General features: G+C 68.5%; 20 protein-coding genes and 1 tRNA gene. 16 read left to right on the forward strand and 5 right to left on the reverse strand.

Translation table 11 applies throughout. The annotated features are described in order from the left end of the window. The first annotated feature begins 381 nt into the window (after window positions 1-381). The 9 genes from AABN02_RS08870 (at window position 382) to AABN02_RS08910 (ending at window position 7,408) form a co-directional block, all read left to right on the forward strand. Window positions 382-906, forward strand: a complete 525-nt coding sequence (locus tag AABN02_RS08870; protein WP_338414568.1) for a polymer-forming cytoskeletal protein — start codon at window positions 382-384, stop codon at window positions 904-906. Window positions 907-941: 35 nt separating this feature from the next. Next, window positions 942-1,565 (forward strand): hypothetical protein, encoded by a 624-nt coding sequence (locus tag AABN02_RS08875; protein ID WP_338414569.1) that lies wholly within the window; start codon window positions 942-944, stop codon window positions 1,563-1,565. A 113-nt stretch (window positions 1,566-1,678) separates the two neighbouring features. Continuing rightward, entirely contained in the window at window positions 1,679-3,265 is a 1,587-nt protein-coding gene (locus AABN02_RS08880) for a hypothetical protein (RefSeq protein WP_338414570.1), read from the forward strand. Between the two features lie 14 nt (window positions 3,266-3,279). Further along, window positions 3,280-3,816, forward strand: a complete 537-nt coding sequence (locus AABN02_RS08885) for an ATP/GTP-binding protein (protein WP_322587055.1) — start codon at window positions 3,280-3,282, stop codon at window positions 3,814-3,816. 22 nt (window positions 3,817-3,838) lie between these two features. Beyond that, window positions 3,839-4,480: a hypothetical protein gene (locus tag AABN02_RS08890; RefSeq protein ID WP_338414571.1), complete on the forward strand. Its 642-nt coding sequence runs from the start codon at window positions 3,839-3,841 to the stop codon at window positions 4,478-4,480. A gap of 89 nt (window positions 4,481-4,569) precedes the next feature. Continuing rightward, a complete protein-coding gene (locus tag AABN02_RS08895) occupies window positions 4,570-4,932 on the forward strand; it encodes a roadblock/LC7 domain-containing protein (RefSeq protein ID WP_179632736.1) in 363 nt (120 codons plus the stop codon). 30 nt (window positions 4,933-4,962) lie between these two features. Further along, window positions 4,963-5,457 carry a PAS domain-containing protein gene (locus AABN02_RS08900; protein WP_338414572.1) on the forward strand — a complete coding sequence of 165 codons (495 nt, stop codon included), beginning with the start codon at window positions 4,963-4,965 and terminating at the stop codon, window positions 5,455-5,457. Then, window positions 5,454-6,203 (forward strand): phosphate/phosphite/phosphonate ABC transporter substrate-binding protein, encoded by a 750-nt coding sequence (locus AABN02_RS08905; protein ID WP_338414573.1) that lies wholly within the window; start codon window positions 5,454-5,456, stop codon window positions 6,201-6,203. Before AABN02_RS08900 ends, AABN02_RS08905 begins: the two co-directional genes overlap by 4 nt. Window positions 6,204-6,211: 8 nt before the next feature. Further along, window positions 6,212-7,408: a FimV/HubP family polar landmark protein gene (locus AABN02_RS08910; RefSeq protein ID WP_338414574.1), complete on the forward strand. Its 1,197-nt coding sequence runs from the start codon at window positions 6,212-6,214 to the stop codon at window positions 7,406-7,408. A 15-nt stretch (window positions 7,409-7,423) separates the two neighbouring features. Here the strand turns inward: AABN02_RS08910 and AABN02_RS08915 are convergent, their stop codons facing one another. The 3 genes from AABN02_RS08915 to cysM all read right to left on the reverse strand — a co-directional run bounded on the left by AABN02_RS08915 (window position 7,424) and on the right by cysM (window position 10,388). After that, window positions 7,424-8,086, reverse strand: coding sequence for a hypothetical protein (locus AABN02_RS08915; protein ID WP_338414575.1), 663 nt, complete (start codon window positions 8,084-8,086; stop codon window positions 7,424-7,426). Between the two features lie 4 nt (window positions 8,087-8,090). Next, entirely contained in the window at window positions 8,091-9,305 is a 1,215-nt protein-coding gene (locus AABN02_RS08920; protein WP_338414576.1) for an ammonium transporter, read from the reverse strand. A gap of 177 nt (window positions 9,306-9,482) precedes the next feature. Further along, window positions 9,483-10,388: a cysteine synthase CysM gene (gene cysM / locus AABN02_RS08925; RefSeq protein WP_338414577.1), complete on the reverse strand. Its 906-nt coding sequence runs from the start codon at window positions 10,386-10,388 to the stop codon at window positions 9,483-9,485. A 140-nt stretch (window positions 10,389-10,528) separates the two neighbouring features. On the opposite strand from cysM, the gene AABN02_RS08930 reads away from it, so the two are divergent. Next, window positions 10,529-10,616, forward strand: a tRNA-Leu gene (locus tag AABN02_RS08930). 41 nt (window positions 10,617-10,657) lie between these two features. Then, entirely contained in the window at window positions 10,658-11,263 is a 606-nt protein-coding gene (locus AABN02_RS08935) for a rhomboid family intramembrane serine protease (RefSeq protein ID WP_338414578.1), read from the forward strand. Between the two features lie 12 nt (window positions 11,264-11,275). On the opposite strand, the gene AABN02_RS08940 is transcribed toward AABN02_RS08935, so the two are convergent. Continuing rightward, entirely contained in the window at window positions 11,276-12,208 is a 933-nt protein-coding gene (locus AABN02_RS08940; RefSeq protein ID WP_338414579.1) for an SDR family oxidoreductase, read from the reverse strand. Window positions 12,209-12,297: 89 nt separating this feature from the next. Here AABN02_RS08940 and AABN02_RS08945 point away from each other — a divergent pair, with 89 nt between their 5' ends. Then, the gene (locus AABN02_RS08945) at window positions 12,298-13,323 is read left to right on the forward strand and encodes a CDP-6-deoxy-delta-3,4-glucoseen reductase (RefSeq protein WP_338414580.1); all 1,026 of its coding nucleotides are present in this window, start codon (window positions 12,298-12,300) and stop codon (window positions 13,321-13,323) included. 86 nt (window positions 13,324-13,409) lie between these two features. Here AABN02_RS08945 and rpsT read toward each other — a convergent pair whose 3' ends face one another. After that, the gene (gene rpsT / locus AABN02_RS08950; protein ID WP_338414581.1) at window positions 13,410-13,715 is read right to left on the reverse strand and encodes a 30S ribosomal protein S20; all 306 of its coding nucleotides are present in this window, start codon (window positions 13,713-13,715) and stop codon (window positions 13,410-13,412) included. A gap of 84 nt (window positions 13,716-13,799) precedes the next feature. Between rpsT and murJ the strand changes: the two genes are divergently transcribed. Genes murJ through hda form a run of 4 tightly spaced genes read left to right on the forward strand, consistent with a single transcriptional unit; the run spans window position 13,800 to window position 18,080 of the window. Next, entirely contained in the window at window positions 13,800-15,359 is a 1,560-nt protein-coding gene (gene murJ, locus AABN02_RS08955) for a murein biosynthesis integral membrane protein MurJ (protein WP_338414582.1), read from the forward strand. Between the two features lie 24 nt (window positions 15,360-15,383). Continuing rightward, on the forward strand, window positions 15,384-16,256 hold the full coding sequence (locus tag AABN02_RS08960; RefSeq protein ID WP_338414583.1) for a tetratricopeptide repeat protein: 873 nt from the start codon (window positions 15,384-15,386) through the stop codon (window positions 16,254-16,256). A 33-nt stretch (window positions 16,257-16,289) separates the two neighbouring features. Continuing rightward, window positions 16,290-17,348 (forward strand): AI-2E family transporter, encoded by a 1,059-nt coding sequence (locus tag AABN02_RS08965; RefSeq protein ID WP_338414584.1) that lies wholly within the window; start codon window positions 16,290-16,292, stop codon window positions 17,346-17,348. 48 nt (window positions 17,349-17,396) lie between these two features. Continuing rightward, entirely contained in the window at window positions 17,397-18,080 is a 684-nt protein-coding gene (gene hda / locus AABN02_RS08970; RefSeq protein ID WP_338414585.1) for a DnaA regulatory inactivator Hda, read from the forward strand. Window positions 18,081-18,084 lie beyond the last annotated feature (4 nt).

Raw genomic sequence — 18,084 nt, forward strand, 5'->3', positions numbered from 1 at the left:
TCCAGGGGCCGCGATCGGGATTTTAGCGGCTGGGGGCCAGCACGTGCCGGACGCTGCTGCGCTGGCGTTCGCGTCAAAAGAACTAAACGGGTTCGTTGGCGGATCCATGCAGTACCAAATCGTGACCAACGGTAGTAAAAGTGACGGCAAGGCTCAATTTGTGAGCCACTGGTGAACGAATTGCACTGCTGGCCATGTTCAAATCGGGGCCGTGTGTGGGATTTGATGCATTTTTGAAAATATCGATTTTTCCAATTCCGGGGAATGACCTTTCAGTTGTGCTAGGCGGGTGGGCGCGAATTTTCGCGGCTTGGTTTCCCCGGTTCACGGGGCACCGGTCGGTACCAGTGCCGGACGCCCGGTGCATATGGTTACCATCGATTGAACCAAAGTGCATCGGCCTCCTCGCGCAGCCTGTTGATCCGAACCTCTGCAGTCCTGGATGAAGTTGCCGATATGAATTGGTCGAACTGGTCACAAAACGCTCAGCAGCAGCCACGATGGGGGCACCGCACCATGCGCTTCGGCCGTACGAAACAACGGGGCGACCCCGTGCAGGAGCACATCGACTGTCTGGTGGGCTCTGGCACCACCGTGACGGGTGATCTGACGTTCGCGGGCGGCTTGCGCATCGACGGTCACGTCGAGGGCGATGTCATCGTGTCTTCCGTCAATCCAGGGACACTGGTGATCGGTGACGGGGGCAGTGTGGCGGGGGATGTCCGGGTGTCGCACCTGATCGTGTTCGGCCGGGTGCTGGGGGCGGTGTATGCCAGCGGACTGGTCGATCTGCGCATCAGCGCCCAGGTGGCCGGGGATGTGCACTACGGGGCGATCGAGATAGAGAAGGGCGCGGTGGTCGAGGGCCATCTCGTCAAACACAAGATGGCGGGTGCAATTCAATGAACGGTGTTCAGTCGGTGACCGGGGGGTCGGACCCCATGTTCGTGTTCGCCCGCGCAGGGCGTCTGGACTGCCCGTCGAGCACGGATGTGCACGATGCCTGGCGCCATTTCTCGACGCAGATCGCGCGGGATCCACTCGACATCGAAGCCCACACGCGCCGGGTGCTGCTGGCCAGCCGCCCGCCGCTGACCGACCGTGCCTTCGGGGCGCTGGTGGACCTGTTCCTGGCGCTCGGCGACCGCGGGCGCTCGCTGCGCCGGCAATTGCTGGAGCAGGCCATGCCCTGGCTCGATCCGGACGACGCGCATTTCCTGCGCACCCACCTCGATACCGAGCTGCCGCGCGGGGCCCAGTTGCCGACCCAGCGCTGGTCGGTGCTGGACACTGCGGTGCTGGGCTCGCTGAACATGGTGGGATTACAACGCCGCGAGGTCGCGCAGGAGACACCTTTCCAGCAAGCCATGTCGTTACTTGAATACGGCGACCTGGCTGGCGCGCGTGGCATGCTTGAGGTCGCGCTGCTGGATGAACCCGACAACGAAGAGGTCAACCGCGAGTTGCTGGCGATCTACCAGCACAGTCGGGACGACGCAGGCAAGGCCGAGATGGCCGACAAGCTCGTGGCCCGCCACGGCGCGCTGCCTTCGGGGTGGTCTTGAGACGCTGTCCGGCGTTTCGAGCAGATACCCCCGCCGATCGATCTATGACCTTGAGCCTGTAGTCAGTGGAAGCCACCAAGCTGCATACCCGATTGAAGGTAGTCCTTCTGTCTTTGCCCCCACGCACCCAGGCGGTGCTGGATTTCTTCTTTTCCAGCACTGGGCGCAGCAGCTTCGCGCCCTCGAGCGAAGACGCGGCCGAAGTGGCCATCTTCGACTTCGACACGCTTGAATCGCGCCAGCACTGGGACGCGTGGCATGCCCGCCGCGGTGGTCCGGGCATCGCGCTGTCGACCCAGTCCCAGGACGTTCCGTCGGCCATCTGGGTGCAGAAGCCCGTGACGCCCGCGGCCCTGCTGGCGGCGGCGGCGGAGTTGCGCACGCGGCGCTGGAACAGCCCGGTCGCGGTCGCGCCGACCCCGGCGCCTGTGCCCGCCCCGGCGCCGGAGCCGGTGGTGGCCGTGCCAGTGGCTGCGGCGGTCGTTGCGGCCGCGCCGGCGTCGATCGTCGCGGAGCCGTCCACCTGGACAGAAAGCCCGGCACCGGCACCGCGTCCGGTCACACCCGTTGCCGCCGTGGCCCCGGCGGTCCGGCCGGTGCCGCCGCCCCCACCCAGCAGCGGACTGGGCGGGCTGATTCGCCGGTTCTTCGGCAAGGCTGCGCCGGCGCCGGTGGTGGTCCCGGTGCCGATGCCTGCACCAGCCCCTGCGCCGGTGTCCGTGGCTGCCCCGGTACCGGCTGCACCCGCACCAACACCCGTGGCCGCGCCTGTGGTCGCCGCTCCTGCGCCGGCTCCGGTGCCGGCTCCGGTGCCTGCGCCCGTTGCTGCGCCCGCGCCGGTGGCACCGCCAGCGGTGAAACCGGTGGTCAAGCCCGCCCCGGCTCCCGCGCCCAAACCGGCGCCAGCCCCGGCACCGGCCGCCCCTGCGCCCGCGCCGGCACCGGCACCGGCCGTGTCGGCCCCGGTGCATGACGCCCACGGCCACCGCCGCCCCCGGCCCGAAGAGCTGGTCGACGAGGCCCGCTACTGCGGCCTGCGCGCGGACGTGACCGAGGCCGCGCAGCTGGCGGACGCGGGCCTGCGCTACGACCCGGCCCAGCATCTGGTGGGCGTGCTCAAGGACGCCTACCTCGTCAGCTGCAAGTGGCAGGTGCCCACGCACCTGGACAGCCCGGCCGGCCGCATCACCGTCGATGGCACGACCAACCTGATCTACTGCGAATTCACCGCCGAGCAATTCGCCGGTCTGGTGAACCAGCCGCTCGACAAGCGCCCGAAGACACGTGCCTTCAGCCGCCAGGAGTTCGCCGATCTGCAGGGCACGCTGGAGCAGAAGGCGCTCGTGCAGCGGCTGGACCATGTGCTGTGGCAGACCGCGCTGGAAACCTCGGCGGGCCGTCTGCCGGTCGGTGTGGATCCGGTGGCCCCGGTCTACCTGAAGCAGTGGCCCAACCTGACACGGCTGCACCGCACGCCGCACGCGCTGCGCATCGCGGCACTCTGGACCACCAAGGGCGCTGGGCTGCTGGAGACAGCCCAGACGCTCAAGATCGCCCAGCGGCATGTGTTTGCGTTCTACAACGCGGCACTGGCGCTGGACCTGATCACGGAGGATGGCGCGCAGGTCCGCAGGGCGCAGCGCAAGACCAAGAACAACCGCGGTCTGCTGACCCGCTTGTTCGGTTGGCTGAACAAATAAGCCTGATAAGCAACATGGCCCAAACCGATCACAAAATCATCTTCACCGGCCCTGTCGGTGCAGGCAAGACCACGGCCATCGCCTCGATCAGCGACATCGAGCCGATCCGCACCGACGAACATGCGTCGGACATGACCCAGAAGCGCAAGTCCGCCACCACCGTGGCCATGGACTACGGAATGATCCGTCTGGGCCCGAAGGAGAAGGTGCACCTGTACGGCACGCCCGGCCAGGAGCGCTTCGACTTCATGTGGGACATCCTGACCAAGGGCGGCATCGGCCTGGTGCTGCTGCTGGACAACACGCGCCCGACCCCCTTCGAGGACATGCGCTTCTACATCAAGGCGTTCAAGGAGTTCATCGACGGCACCCGGCTCGTGATCGGCGTGACGCAGATGGATGCCCGCCCGACGCCCACCATCGACGAGTACGTGCGCCAGCTGGCCGAGCTGGACGTGTCCGCGCCCATCTTCGAGGTGGACGCCCGCCAGCGCACCGATGTCTCGACGCTGATCGAGGCGCTGCTGCTCCAGATCGATCCGACCCTCTGACCCCGGGACCACCGCGCCATCCATGGACCACTACACGCTCACCGGCGAGTTCTACCTCCACCCGACGCCGGCGGGTGCCTACTACGCCGCCAGCCGGCCCACCCGCGACCCGGCGCGGCTGTTCCTGCAGCGGCTGCTGCGCGAATCCGAGACGCCGCGGCTGACCGCCGACCTGGTGCAGGACTGGATGTCGATGAGCCAGCAGGACGCGCTGGAATTCATCTACCGCCTGCAGTCCTCCGGCTTCGTGCAGGGCCTGCCGATGCACGTGGAGGTACCGCCCGACTCGATCGAGGCGATGCTGCCGCCGCTGCTGACCCAGCTCTCCGACGAAGGCAAGGCGATTCTGGCCGACAAGCGCGGCCTGTACCTGGGCACCGCCGGCTTCGCGCACGAGACGGCCGAAGAACTCGCCGCCCTCGGCGGTGACCTGGCCAGCGTCCACGAGCGCCATGCCCGCCTGCTGCACGGCAACATGCGCCTGCGCAGCGACGGCTGGGGCATGGTGAACGCTGCGGGCTACTGCGAGGTCGGTTTCTGGCCCCTGTACTTCGGCGACGACTACTTCATCCTGATCGTCAACGGACTGCCGCGTTTCAACCAGGAAGCCTTCACCACGCTGGTGTGGACCCTGGGTGTGCGCTACGGCAACACGGCCATCTGAGGCCTGGTGCTGCAGCTGCGCTGCGTCCTGCTTGCTGACCCTCTTCCCTCACTCCCCGATCTCCATTTTTCTCTCGAAGGAACTGCTCCATGCGTGAAGACCTGCTGAACTCGATCCTGAGCGAACTCAACGGATCCACCGCCGACATCGAAGCCTCGGCCGTGCTGTCCACCGACGGTCTGATGATGGCCTCCATGCTGCCCGCCGGCATGGACGAGGACCGCGTCGGTGCGATGAGCGCCGCCATGCTGTCGCTGGGTGACCGCACGTCGCGCGAACTCGCCCGCGGCGAGCTGGAGCAGGTGCTGGTCAAGGGCGCCAAGGGCTATGTGCTGATGACCTACGCCGGCCGCGACTCGGTGCTGACGGCGCTGTGCAAGCCGAATTCGCGCCTGGGCCTGATCTTCCTCGACGTCAAGCGGGCTGCGGACGCCATCAGCAAGGTCATCTGATCGGTCTGTCGAGATCGAGGGAAATCGATGATGACCGATATGAGAGAGGCTGACCTGGTCCCGACGGCGACGCCGCGCGAACTGACGCTCAGCTACTTCGATGGCCGCACCCGGCGCGTGCTGGTGGTCGACGAGGAGGTCCCTTATCCGGACGGCAAGCTGATCGTCTCGCGCACCGATCCCACCGGGACCATCACGCACGCCAACCAGGCCTTCGTGGACATGTCGGGTTACGAGCGGGACGAGCTGATCGGCGAGAACCACTGCATCCTGCGCCACCCGGACATGCCCGCAGCGGCGTTCCGGGACCTGTGGGACACGGTCGGTCGCGGCAGCAAGTGGCAGGGCTATGTGCAGAATCTGCGCAAGGACGGCGCCCACTACTGGGTCTTCGCCACCGCGATCCCCAATGTGCGCGACGGCCGCGTTGTCGGGTACACGTCGGTGCGCCGCAAGCCGTCGCGTGCCAAGGTCAAGGAATACACCGCGCTGTACGCGCGGATGCGCGCCGAGGAGCTGAAGTGACCCTGGAACTGACCGTCAGCCCCGACTTTTCGCCCGAGCACATCGCCGGCTGGTATGTCTTCAACACCTGGCTGCAGCGCAAGCTCGGCGTGCGCATCCACCTGGAGCTGTACGAGGACTTCTCGGCCCAGCGCCAGGCGATCGCCGCCGACAAGGTCGACCTGATCTACGCCAATCCCTACGACGCGGCCATGCTGGTGCGCGAGAAGGGCTTCGTGGCCATTGCCGCGCCGCGCGACAAGGCCGACGAGGTGGTGATCGCCGTGCCGGTGGACTCGCCCGTGCAGTCGGTCGAGGAACTGCAGCCCGGTCTGCGCCTGGCGGTGACCCGCGATCCGGACGTCAACCTGATCGGCATGATCCTGCTGGAATCGGCCGATCTGACCCGCGACAACACGCAGACGCAGCAGGTCTCGACCTACGTCGTGCTCGCCCGAACCTTGCTTCAGGGCAAGGCCGATTGCGGTTTCTTCCTCAAGGAGGCGTTCGATGATCTGAGCGCCCCGATCCGCCGCCAGCTGCGCCCGGTGATGACCAGCCAGATCAGCCTGGTGCACCACGTGCTGCTGGTCGGGCCGCGCTGCGCCGAACTGCGCGAGTCGCTGCAGACGCTGGTGCTGGGCATGGCCGAGCCGGGCTCGGATGGCCGGGCCACCTTGCAGGCGCTGGGTCTGAGTGGCTGGGACAAGCAGGATCAGGAAGACACCGAATTCATGATCGACCTGATGGACACCTTGATGGTGTGAAAACGGACATGTTGCCACCCCCCCTGAAGCGTCACCTTCTCTCCCTGGCGCTGGCCCTGACGGTCGGACCGGTCCTGGCCCAGACGGCGGCCGCGCCTGCGGGTACTGGCACGCCTGCCGCGTCCAGCTCGCGCACGACGGTGGAGCAGGACAATCTCTGGGACATCGCCGGGCACCTGGCCCCGGCCCTGGGGGCAACCCGCCAGCAGGTCATGGTGGCCGTGCTGCGCCGCAATCCGGAAGCCTTCGTCAAGGGCAACATCCACCGCCTGCGCCGGGGTGTGCCACTGGTGCTGCCCGGACGTGACGAGGTGCTGGCGGAGGACCGTGCAGGCGCGGTCACGCTGGTGGCGGACCATCTGAAGGCGATGCGCGGTGGCCAGGTGCTGGCACCGCTGCCGGTGCTGGTGCGCCAGGGGCCGTCCGCGCCGCCTGTGGCCCCGCCCGCGCCGCCAGCGCCGCCAGCGTCCGCGCCGCCTGCGGTGGCGCCGGCCCCGGCCCCGGTGATGCCTGCATCCGCGCCGGTCCCTGCGCCGCCGCCTCCGGTCAAGCAGCCGGCTTCTTCACCCACGCCTGCCCCTGCGCCAGTGCCAGTGCCAGTGCCAGTGCCAGTGCCAGTGCCAGTGCCAGTGCCAGTGCCAGTGCCAGTGCCAGTGCCAGTGCCAGTGCCAGCACCGGTGGCCTCGGCCCCGACGTCCGCGCCGACGCCGGAGCCGGTTCCAGTGCCGGCCGACAGTGCCTCGGACGCGGCCAGTGCAGCAGCAACCCCCGGTGGTGGCTCCTCGGTGCCGCGGGTGCTGCCCTGGCTGCTCGCGCTGGGGGGTCTGGCGGGGGGCGTGATCCTGTGGCGTCGCCGGCGCGCCGGCTTCCAGCCGGACACGCCGCAGGAGTTCACCAACTCCCTGAGCGCCACCCGCACCGGTGGTCCGCGGGTGTTCGACATCTCGAACGCCGCGGCCGAGATGGCCCGTTCGATGGAAACCTCGCAGGCCGCCACCCAGCTGGTGCGCAGCGAAACCGCGTCGGATGACGAGGTGGACGTGAGCCGCCTCGCCGAGCAGGCGGCCATCAAGCTCGAGATCGCCCGCGCGAGCATCGAAGTGGGCCGCACGGAGGATGCCCGCGTGATGCTGCAGGCCGTGGTGCGCGAGGGCTCCGGGCGCCACTCGGCGGAAGCCGCCGAGATCCTCGGGCGCATGGGCTGACGCCCACACCGCAGGTCAGATCAGTTGTCGGGGCGAAAACTGACGGGCCTGCGGGATCTGGTCGGCGGCACGGACGGCCCGGGTGAGCACCTGGTCCGCGTCCACCGGGCCGAGCGCCTCGCACATCGCCACATAGAACTGGTGCACCAGCTGCGACAGTTCCTGGGGCGTTCCTTCGATCACCCAGGTGGACTGCATCGGCTGGTTCCAGGCGTCGCGCACCTGCTTGCGCACGGGCTGCGACAGCCGGCCCTGGTCCAGTTGCTCCAGTGCGCCACTGCGCAGGTCCGACAGCGCTCTCACATGGCTGCGCTGCACATCGGCCAGCGCACTGCGCAGCAGTTCGGCACAGACCGCCCGGTCCGGTGAGGTGGGCGGGGCGGCGGTCGGCGCGGGCGCCGAGCCGATCTGCATCAGCGGCCAGGGGTCCATCGGCAGCTCGTTCTCGGGCAGCTTCAGCGCCTTGTAGTAGGCCTCGTAGAGCTTCTTGCGGCTGGCGGCGTCGATGTCGTGGCGCGCGGCCACCTGGTCGATGTAGCCGATGATGTCCGACACCGACTCGCCGCGCATCGACTGGTGCTGCATGCGCAGCGCGTCGAGCAGGGCGTCTTCCTCCAGCAGCGGCGACAGCACGGCGTAGGCGGCGCGGCGCCGCTGGGACAGGGCTTGGGTGGCCATCGGGTCAGGCTTCCTTGTGCAGCTGGCCCGGCGAGTCCTGGAACTCGGGGTAGCCGATCTCGTGGTGCTCGGTGAAGTCGAGACCGCGTTGCTCGTTCAGGGTGGGCGCGCGCAGACCGATCAGCTTGTCCACCAGCTTGAAGCAGACATAGGCCATCGGGAAGGCCCATGCAAAGGCGGCCACGGCGCCGAGCACCTGCACCATCACGCGGCTGCCGTTGAAGAGGTCGCCCTCGAAGAACAGGCCCGCAGCGATCAGACCCCAGGTGCCGCCCAGGCCATGCACCGCGATGGCGTCCACGGTGTCGTCGATGCGCAGCTTGCGCAGGGCTTCCGCCCCCCAGGTGGTCAGTGCGCCAGCGATCAGGCCGGTGACGATCGCCGTGACCGGGTTCAGCGTGGCCGCACCGGCGGTCAGCGCGACCAGACCGGCCAGACTGCCGTTGACCGAGGCGCTCATCAGCACCGGACGACCCGTGAGGCGCATGAAGGCCAGCGCGCCGATGCCGCCCGCACAACCGCCGAGGTAGGTGTTGAGCAGCACGGTGCCCAGCTGGCCGCTTTCGACGCCCGCGATCGAACCGCCATTGAAGCCGAACCAGCCCAGCCACAGGATGAAGCCGCCCAGCGCCACCATCGGCAGGTTGTGGCCGGGAATGTCACGCACCTCGCCGTTCTTGCCGAAGCGGCCCAGGCGCGGACCCAGGGCCAGCAGACCTGCCAGCGAGCACCAGGCGCCCACCGAGTGCACGGCACCGTCACCGGCCAGATCGACGAAGCCCATGGTCTTGAGCCAGCCGCCCGGGTTCCAGGCCCAGTGGGCGTAGACCGGGTAGATCACCAGCGCCATGAGTGCGGCGAAGGTCAGGTAGGCGCCGTAGCGCATGCGCTCGGCCACTGCGCCGGAGACGATGGTCACCGCGGTCGTGGCGAACATCATCTGGTAGAGCAGGCCGACCGTGTCGGTCGCGCCGAGCTTCTGCGGGGCGAAGCTGCCGCCGCCGATCAGGCCCTCGACCGACGGGCCGAAGGCGAGACCGTAGCCGACCACCCAGAAGCTCACCCCGATGAAGCAGGTGCCGAGGTAGATCTTCATGATCACGTTGATCGAGTTCTTGGCGCGCGAGAGGCCGCCCTCGACCAGCGCGAAGCCGGCCTGCATGAAAAACACGAGGGCAGTGCAGATGCCCACCCAGACGAGGTTGATCAGTTCGTTCATTGGCACGCGCCCCGCGATTTTTGAGTCCCTGCCAGACGCAAGGGCAATGCCAGTCAATTCAGGGACTTACCGCGGCTTGAAGTGAAAAAATCACGGCGCAATGGGTGCGAATTGTCACGCTGGCTCATGCCTGCACCACATCGGCGTGCACCTATGTGGTGTTTGCGCCAGAAATGCTCACGCGGGGAAGACGCCGGTCGACAGGTAGCGGTCGCCGCGGTCGCACACGATGAAGACGATGGTTGCATGGCGCACCTGCTGCGAGAGCTGCAGCGCCGCCCAGCAGGCCCCGGCCGCGGAGATGCCCGCGAACAGGCCTTCCTCGCGGGCCATGCGGCGCGCCATGTCCTCGGCATCGGCCTGGCTGACGAGCACCAGTTCGTCCACGCGGCGCGGCTCGTAGATCTTCGGCAGGTAGGCCTCGGGCCACTTGCGGATGCCGGGAATGCGCGAGCCCTCGGACGGCTGTGCACCGATGATGCGCACTGCCGGGTTCATCTCCTTCAGGTAGCGCGAGGTGCCGGTGATGGTGCCGGTGGTGCCCATGGCGCTGACGAAGTGGGTGATCTGCCCGTCAGTGTCCTGCCACAGCTCGGGGCCGGTGGTCTCGTAGTGGACGCGCGGGTTGTCGAGGTTGGCGAACTGGTCGAGCACGCGGCCCTTGCCGTCGCGCTGCATCTGTTCGGCCAGGTCGCGGGCGTATTCCATGCCGCCGGCCTTGGGCGTCAGCACGAGTTCGGCGCCGAAGGCTTTCATCGTTTGCGCACGTTCGATCGACAGGTCCTCCGGCATGATCAGCACCATGCGGTAACCGCGCACCGCGGCGGCCATCGCCAGCGCGATGCCGGTGTTGCCCGAGGTGGCCTCGATCAGCGTGTCGCCGGGCCGGATCTCGCCGCGCTCCTCGGCGCGGCGGATCATGCTGATGGCGGGGCGGTCTTTCACCGAGCCGGCCGGGTTGTTGCCTTCGAGCTTGGCCAGGAGGACGTTGCCACGTTCGGCGGCGGCTGCACCGGGCAGGCGCTGCAGCCGCACGAGCGGGGTGCGGCCGATCACGTCTTCGATGGTCTGGTAGGCGGGCATGGGATCTGTCTCCGGAGGTGGCGCAGCACCGATGCGGCACATTTTGGCAGCAAGACGCACCGCGCGCTGCACAGGGCGGGGCCTCTGGTTCGTCATGCCATAATCACGGCTTCGCGCACCACGCAGCGCGACACCCACCTGCCGGAGTGGCGAAATCGGTAGACGCAGCGGATTCAAAATCCGCCGCCCTCAACAGGCGTGCCGGTTCGAGTCCGGCCTCCGGCACCAGTGATCAGGCTCACCGCTCTCCCTCTTCAGAGAGTCTTTCCATGCCCCAGCTCCCCCCCGTCACCAAGGCCTTGATGCTGATCTGCACGGCGATGTACTGCCTGCAGATGCTCGCGGGGTACTGGGTCGAAACGCTGTTCGCACTGTGGCCGCTGGGCAGCGGGCCGTTCATGCCGTGGCAGCTGATCACCTATGCCTTCCTGCACGGCAGCATGGGGCACCTGTTCTTCAACATGCTCGGCCTGTGGATGTTCGGCGCCGAGCTGGAAACGGTCTGGGGTCGCCAGCGCTACCTGCAGTTCCTCGGCGCCAGTGCGCTGGCGGGCGGTGTGGTGCAGTTGCTGGTGGTCAGCCTGGATGTCACCGGGGGTGGGCCGACGCTGGGGGCTTCCGGCGCGCTCTACGGCCTGCTCATGGCCTTCGGGATGATGTTCCCGGACCGCACGATCATGCCGCTGTTCCCGCCCATCCCGATGAAGGCCAAGGTCTTCGTGATGGTCTTCGGCGGGATGGAGTTGCTGTTCGGACTGGCGGGTTCCAGTGGGGTGGCGCACTTCGCCCACCTGGGCGGCATGCTCGGCGGCTGGCTGATGCTGCGCTTCTGGCGCGGCCTGCCACCGTTTCCGCCGAAGCGCCGCCGCCGCTGATGTGACGCGACCTCAGGCCAGCAGGCCGGTGGTGACGTCCGGGTAGCGCAAGGCGACCCGCAACTCCCGCTTCATCCGCCGGTTGTCCAGCCGGCGCGATTCGCTCATGAAGCTCAGCAGCATCGGGCTGAGCTGCGTGCGCGCTGCCTCGCGCGAGATCCGCGGTGGCAAGGGCAGTCCGCACAGCCGGGCGGCCAGATCGAAATAGTCCCCCATCTTCAGTTCCGTGTCGTCGCAGGCGTGCCAGATGCGCTGTGGCCGTCCCCGCAGCAGCGCCGCAATGCACAGGCGTGCCAGATCGTCGGCGTGGATGTGGTTGGTGTAGACATCATCCTCGGCGCACAGCACGGGGGTGCCGCGCGCCAGCCGTTCGCGGGGATGGCCGCCTTGTCGGTCGCCGGCGTAGATGCCGGGGATGCGCAGGATCGACGCTGTCACGCCTTGGCCGACCGCCCAGCGGCGGATGGACGATTCGGCGGCGACCCGGCGCCGGGCGCGGGCGTTGACGGGCGCGACGGTGCGGGTTTCGTCGAAGCGTGCGCCGCCGGTGTCGCCGTAGACGCCGGTGGTGCTGCCATAGACGAGCTGGCGGCAGACGCCATGCCGGCCGAGTGCCTGCAGCAGGTGCCGGGTGCGGGGGTCGTCGTCGCCGCTGCCGGGTGGTGGGGCCAGATGCAGCACACGCGGGGCGAGGGCGCCCAGGCGGCGCAGCGAGGCCGGTGCGTCCAGATTGCCGAGCAGGGGTGTGACGCCCAGCGCGCGCAGGCTGGCGATCCGCTCCGGCTGCGAGGTCAGTGCACGCACGGTCCAGCCGCGGCCCAGTGCCCGGGCGACGCGCTGGCCGACGTCGCCACAGCCGACGATCAGCAGGCGCGGCTGGCGCATCCGGCGCAGGGGCCGCGGGGCAGTGGATCGGGCGGCGCGCAGGCGGGCAGGGTGGGGCATGGTTCGGGTTCTTTCGGATCGGTGCGGCACAATCTCGCCCGCGGCGACATGGCCGCGGACATCGCCGGGACGGCCAGAGGATACGAGCAATGACTTTCACGGTGACAGTGCAGCCCGCAGGCCGCAGCTTCGAGGTGGCGCGCGACGAGGCGATGCTGCCGGCGGCGATCCGCCAGGGCATCGGCTTGCCCTATGGCTGCAAGGACGGCGCCTGCGGATCGTGCAAGAGCCGGCTGCTCGAAGGGCGCGTCATCCACGGCGCGCACCAGCTCAAGGCGCTCAGCGAGGCCGAGGAGGCCTCCGGCCTGGTCCTGACCTGCTGTGCCACGCCGCAGACGGACTGCGTGATCGAGTCCCGGCAGGTGACGTCGGTGGGGCAGTTCCCGGTGCTGAAGATGCCGGTGCGGGTCACGACGATCGAGCGCCGCGCGCCAGACGTGGTGGTGCTGACGCTGCAATTGCCCGGCAACCAGGTGTTCCAGTACCACGCAGGCCAGTACGTCGAATTCATCCTGCGCGACGGTGTCCGGCGCAGCTACTCGATGGCGCGTGCACCCGAGGTGGCGCAGGGGCAGATGGAACTCCACATCCGCCACATGCCCGGCGGGCGCTTCACCGACCATGTGTTCGGGGCGATGAAGGAGCGCGAGATCCTGCGTGTGGAGGGGCCGTTCGGCAGCTTCTTCCTGCGCGAGGACAGTGAAAAACCGGTCGTGCTGCTGGCGTCCGGCACGGGCTTTGCGCCGATCAAGGCGCTGATCGAGCACATGCAGGCGCGTGGCATGGACCGTGAGGCCGTGCTGTACTGGGGTTGCCGCAGCGAGGCCGATCTCTATCTGCACGACTGGGCACTGGAGATGGCGCGCACGCTGCCCTGGCTGCGTTATGTGCCAGTGCTGTCGGAGCCTGGCGCGGCGTGGCAGGGGCGGACGGGCTTCGTGCACCACGCGGTGATGGCGGATCTGCCGGATCTGTCCGGGCACCAGGTCTATGCCTGTGGTGCACCGGTCATGGTGGGTGCTGCGCAACGGGATCTGGTGGCGCAATGCGCTCTGCCGGCGGAAGAGTTCTACGCCGACGCATTCACCAGCGAGGCAGACAAGCACGGCGCCTGAGCGGGCCGGGCTGTGCCTGTGCCGAGGCAGGCAATGCAAAAGGCCCGCAGAGCGGGCCTTTGCTATTGATCCACCCGGATCAGTCTTTAGGCAGCGGCAAGCGCCAGGGCCTTGACCTTGGCAGACAGGCGGCTCTTGATGCGGGCGGCCTTGTTCTTGTGGAAGATGCCCTTGTCGGCGATCGAGTCGATCACGGCCTGGGCAGACTTGAACGTGTCACCAGCCTTGGCCTTGTCGCCCGTGGCAACGGCCTTCAGCACGCCCTTGACGGCGGTGCGGAACTTCGAGCGCAGCGAGGTGTTCGCGGCGTTCAGCTTGACGTCCTGGCGGACGCGCTTGCGGCCGGAGGCAATGCGGACGGTCTTTTTCTTGGCTTTGGAAGCGGTGGCCATAAATGTGTCTCGTGTTCCGGGTGGAGGAAAGCCTAGCACTATAGCATGGATAATCGCAGGCTTTGCGACCGAGAACCCCTGCCCATGAGTCTGCTTCGTTCTGCCTCTGTCGTGTCGGCGCTCACACTGGCGTCCCGGATCACCGGGCTCGTGCGCGAGCAGCTCATCGCGGCGGCCTTCGGCGCGAGCAGTGCCACCGATGCCTTCCAGGTCGCCTTCCGCATCCCGAACCTGCTGCGCCGCCTGTTTGCCGAGGGTGCGTTCTCGCAGGCCTTCGTGCCGATCCTGGCCGCCTCCCGCACGACGAACGGGGATGCGGCCACCCAGACGCTGATCGACGCGGTGGCCACCGTGCTGATGTGGTCGCTGGTGGTCGTGTGCGCGGTCGGGGTGCTCGGCTCGCCGGTGCTGGTGTGGGTGATGGCTTCCGGACTGCCGGCCGAGGCGCAGGACTCGGCGGTCGTGATGACGCGTCTGATGTTTCCCTACATCGGCTGCATGTCGCTGGTGGCGCTGTCGGCGGGCATCCTGAACTCGTGGAAGCGCTTCGCGGTGCCGGCCATCACGCCGGTGCTGCTCAACCTGAGCGTGATCGGCGCGGCCTGGCTGCTGGCGCCGCAGTTCACGCGCTGGGGCATTCCGCCGGTGTACGCGCTGGCGGTGGGCGTGATGATCGGCGGGCTGCTGCAGCTCGGCGTGCAGCTGCCGGCGCTGCGCTCGGTCGGCGTGATGCCGCACCTTGGCTTCACCGTCGCGGCCTTCCGGAACGCCTGGGCGCACGAGGGCGTACACCGCATCCTGAAGCAGATGGCACCGGCACTGCTCGGCGTGTCGGTGGCACAACTGTCGCTGCTGGTGAACACGCAGATCGCCTCGCACCTCGCCGCCGGCTCGGTCTCCTGGCTGACCTATGCCGACCGGCTGATGGAGTTCCCGACCGCACTGCTCGGCGTGGCGATGGGCGTCGTGCTGTTGCCGCAGCTCTCGGCCGCACAGGCCAAGGGCGACATGGCGGGGTACTCGGCGCTGCTCGACTGGGGGCTGCGTCTGGTGGTGCTGCTGGCGCTGCCGTGCGCGGTGGCGCTGCTGGTGTTTCCGCAGCCGCTGGTGGTCGTGCTCTACCACTACGGCCGCTTCACCGCCACCGATGTGCAGCAGACGGTGCTGGCGCTGATGGGCTACGGCGCCGGGCTGATGGGGCTGGTGGCGATCAAGGTGCTGGCGCCGGGCTTCTACGCGCGGCAGGACATCCGCACCCCCGTGCGCATCGCCATCACCGTGCTCGCGCTGACGCAGGTGATGAACGCCATCTTCGTGCCGCTGCTGGGACACGCCGGGCTGGCGCTGTCGATCGGGCTGGCGGCGCTGGTCAACGCGACCTGGCTGCTGATCGGTCTGCGCAAGCGGGGCAGCTACCAGCCGTCGCCGGGCTGGCTGGCGTTCGGGCTGCGGGTGGGGGCGGGCTGCGCGGTGATGGGGGCCGGGCTGGCCTGGGCGGCACACGCGATCGACTGGATCGGCCTGCGGTCGCAGTCCGGCCTGCGTGTGGCGGTGCTGGCCGGGGTGCTGGCGCTGGCGGGGCTGGTGTATTTCGGCGTGCTGCTGCTGGCTGGGGTCAACTTGCGGCAATTTGCACGCCGTTGAGCGCTGGCCGATACACTTTCGGGCATGGAGTGCTCCTCGCCGTCCCCGCTGGACTATTTCGCCGCTCTCGTGCGCGATGACGACAGCCTGTCGCTGACCGAAGCGGCCGGCGCCATCGCGCTGGTCGACCACCCGGCGCTGGACCTCGCTGCGCTGCAGACCGAGCTGGACGAACTCGCGCAGCGCCTGCGGCAGCGCCTGCCGGCCGATGCCGGCGCGCTGCAGCGGGTGCGTGGCCTGCACCAGTTCTTCTACCGCGATCTCGGCTTCGGCGGCAACGTCAATGACCTGCGCGACGCCGACAACAGCCACCTCCACGCGGTGCTGCAGCGGCGGCGCGGCCTGCCGATCGCGCTGGCGGTGCTTTACCTGGAACTGGCCGGACAGCTCGGGCTGCAGGCGGACGGTATTTCCTTCCCCGGCCATTTCCTGATCAAGCTGCACCTGCCGCTGGGCGACGCGGTGATTGATCCCGTCGACGGCCGCTCGCTGACCCGCGCGGAGCTGGAGGAGCGGCTGGAGCCCTACCTCAGCCACGAGATGCGCTTCGACCTGGAAACCGGCATGGGGCTGGGCGAGTTGCTCAGCGAATACCTCCAGCCGGCGTCGGGGCGCGAGATCCTGTCGCGCATGCTGCGCAACCTGGCCCGGCTGCACCGCGAGGACGGCGACCTGCCGCGCCTGCTGCAGGTGCAGCACCGCCAGGTCGTGCTGGAGCCGCTCGACTGGACCCTGCGCCGCGAGCGCGGCCAGACGCTCGCGGCGCTCGGCCAGACCGCACTGGCGATCGAGGATCTGGCGCTCTACCTGCAGCACGCGGGGGCTACGTCCGACCGGTCGCGGGTGTCGGCGCAGCTGGCCGCCTTGCGGGATGCCGGTCCGCCGCGGTGGCACTGAATCCGACTGCGCCATGCTGAGACAATGTCCCGCATGAAGCTGCCCCTGACCCAACGCCTGATGCTCGCCTGGCTGGCACTTGCCGGGGCTTCGGTCGTGCTGGTGTGGCTGCTCGCACCGGTGCTCATGCCCTTCCTGACCGCCGCCGTGCTGGCCTACGTGCTGCAGCCGGCGGTCGACCGGCTGTCCCGGTATCTGCCGCGGGCGCTGGCCGTGGTGCTGGTGGAACTGGGGGCGATGGCGGCGGCGCTGGGGGTGCTGCTGCTGATCGTGCCGATCATCTCGCGGGAGCTGCCCGTGCTCCGGGACCAGATTCCCGTGCTCGCGGTGCGGCTCAACGACCACCTGGCGCCCCGGCTGGCGCAGTTCGGCATCGCGATCAGCCTCGACATCGAGAGCATCAAGGCCTTCGTGCTCAAGTACTTCGATGCCAAGGGCGACGGCTGGCTGGCGACGCTGCTGAGTTCGGCGCGCATCGGCGGCAGTTTCCTGCTGGCCATCATCGGCAATGCGGTGCTGGTGCCGGTGGTGACCTTCTACCTGCTGCTCGACTGGCACGACCTGCTGCGACGGTTGCTCCGCATCGTGCCGCCGCGCTATCTCGATGCCGTGCTCGATTTCGCGCGGGAATGCGATGCCGTGCTGGGGCAATATCTGCGTGGTCAGCTGCTGGTGATGCTGATCCTCGCGGCCTACTACACGGTGGCACTGGCGCTGGCGCGCTTCGACCTCGCGCTGCCGGTGGGCATCTTCACGGGACTCGCGATCTTCGTCCCCTACGTGGGCTTCGGCATCGGCGCCGCGCTGGCCTTGCTGGCGGGTGTGTTGCAATACGCCAGTCTGTACGGCGTGGGGGTGGTGGCGGTGGTCTATGGCGCGGGCCAGGTGATCGAGAGCTTCTTCCTCACGCCCCGGCTCGTCGGCGAGCGCATCGGCCTGCATCCGCTGGCGGTGATCTTCGTGCTGCTGGCCTTCGGGCACCTGTTCGGCTTTGTCGGCGTGCTGCTGGCGCTGCCGGCCGGTGCGCTGGTGCTGGTGGCCTTGCGCCGGATGCGTGCAGGCTATGTGGCCAGTCGGCTTTACCAGGGATGAACCTCGCGAATGCCTCGTGGATTGCCTCGTGACCGGACATCTCCGCTGATGCGGCAGGTGCCGCTCGCCTTCGGACCGGAGCCAGTACTCCGGTTCGACACTTTCCTGCCCGGCGGCAACGCCCAGTGGGAGCAGGTGCTCATGGCCCTGCTGTCGCCGAGTCCGTCGATGCCGCTGTACCTGTGGGGTCCGCCCGGCAGCGGCAAGACGCACCTGCTGCAGGCGGCGGTCAGCCAGGCGCAGTCCTTCGGGCTGCGCACGATGAAGTTCGACCTGACCACGCCCACGCCCTGGGAGTACGACGAGGAAGCGCGCCTGCTGCTGCTCGACGACTGCGACCGCTACGACGCCGACCGCCAGCACGAGGCCTTCCGCATGTTCATCGAGGCGACGACCGCCGGGGTGCCCATCATCGCTGGTGGTCGCCTGCCGCCGGTGGACCTGCCCGTGCGCGACGACCTGCGCACACGGCTGGCCTGGGGCCTGGTCTACCGCCTGGTGCCGCCGACGGACGAGCAGGTCTGCGCGCTGCTGCGGCGCGATGCCGGCCGCCGGGGCATCGCGCTGAGCGACGAGGTGCTGGCCTACCTACTCAGCCACAGCGAGCGGGACCTGACCCACCTGATGGAATTGCTGGGCCGCCTCGACCGCTACGCCCTGGCGGCCAAGCGGCCCGTGACGCTGTCGCTGCTGCGCCAGATGCTGGCCGAACCCGACCTGTACACGATCTGAATCC

Source organism: uncultured Sphaerotilus sp. (assembly GCF_963924895.1).
In the GTDB taxonomy this organism is placed as follows: domain Bacteria; phylum Pseudomonadota; class Gammaproteobacteria; order Burkholderiales; family Burkholderiaceae_C; genus Sphaerotilus.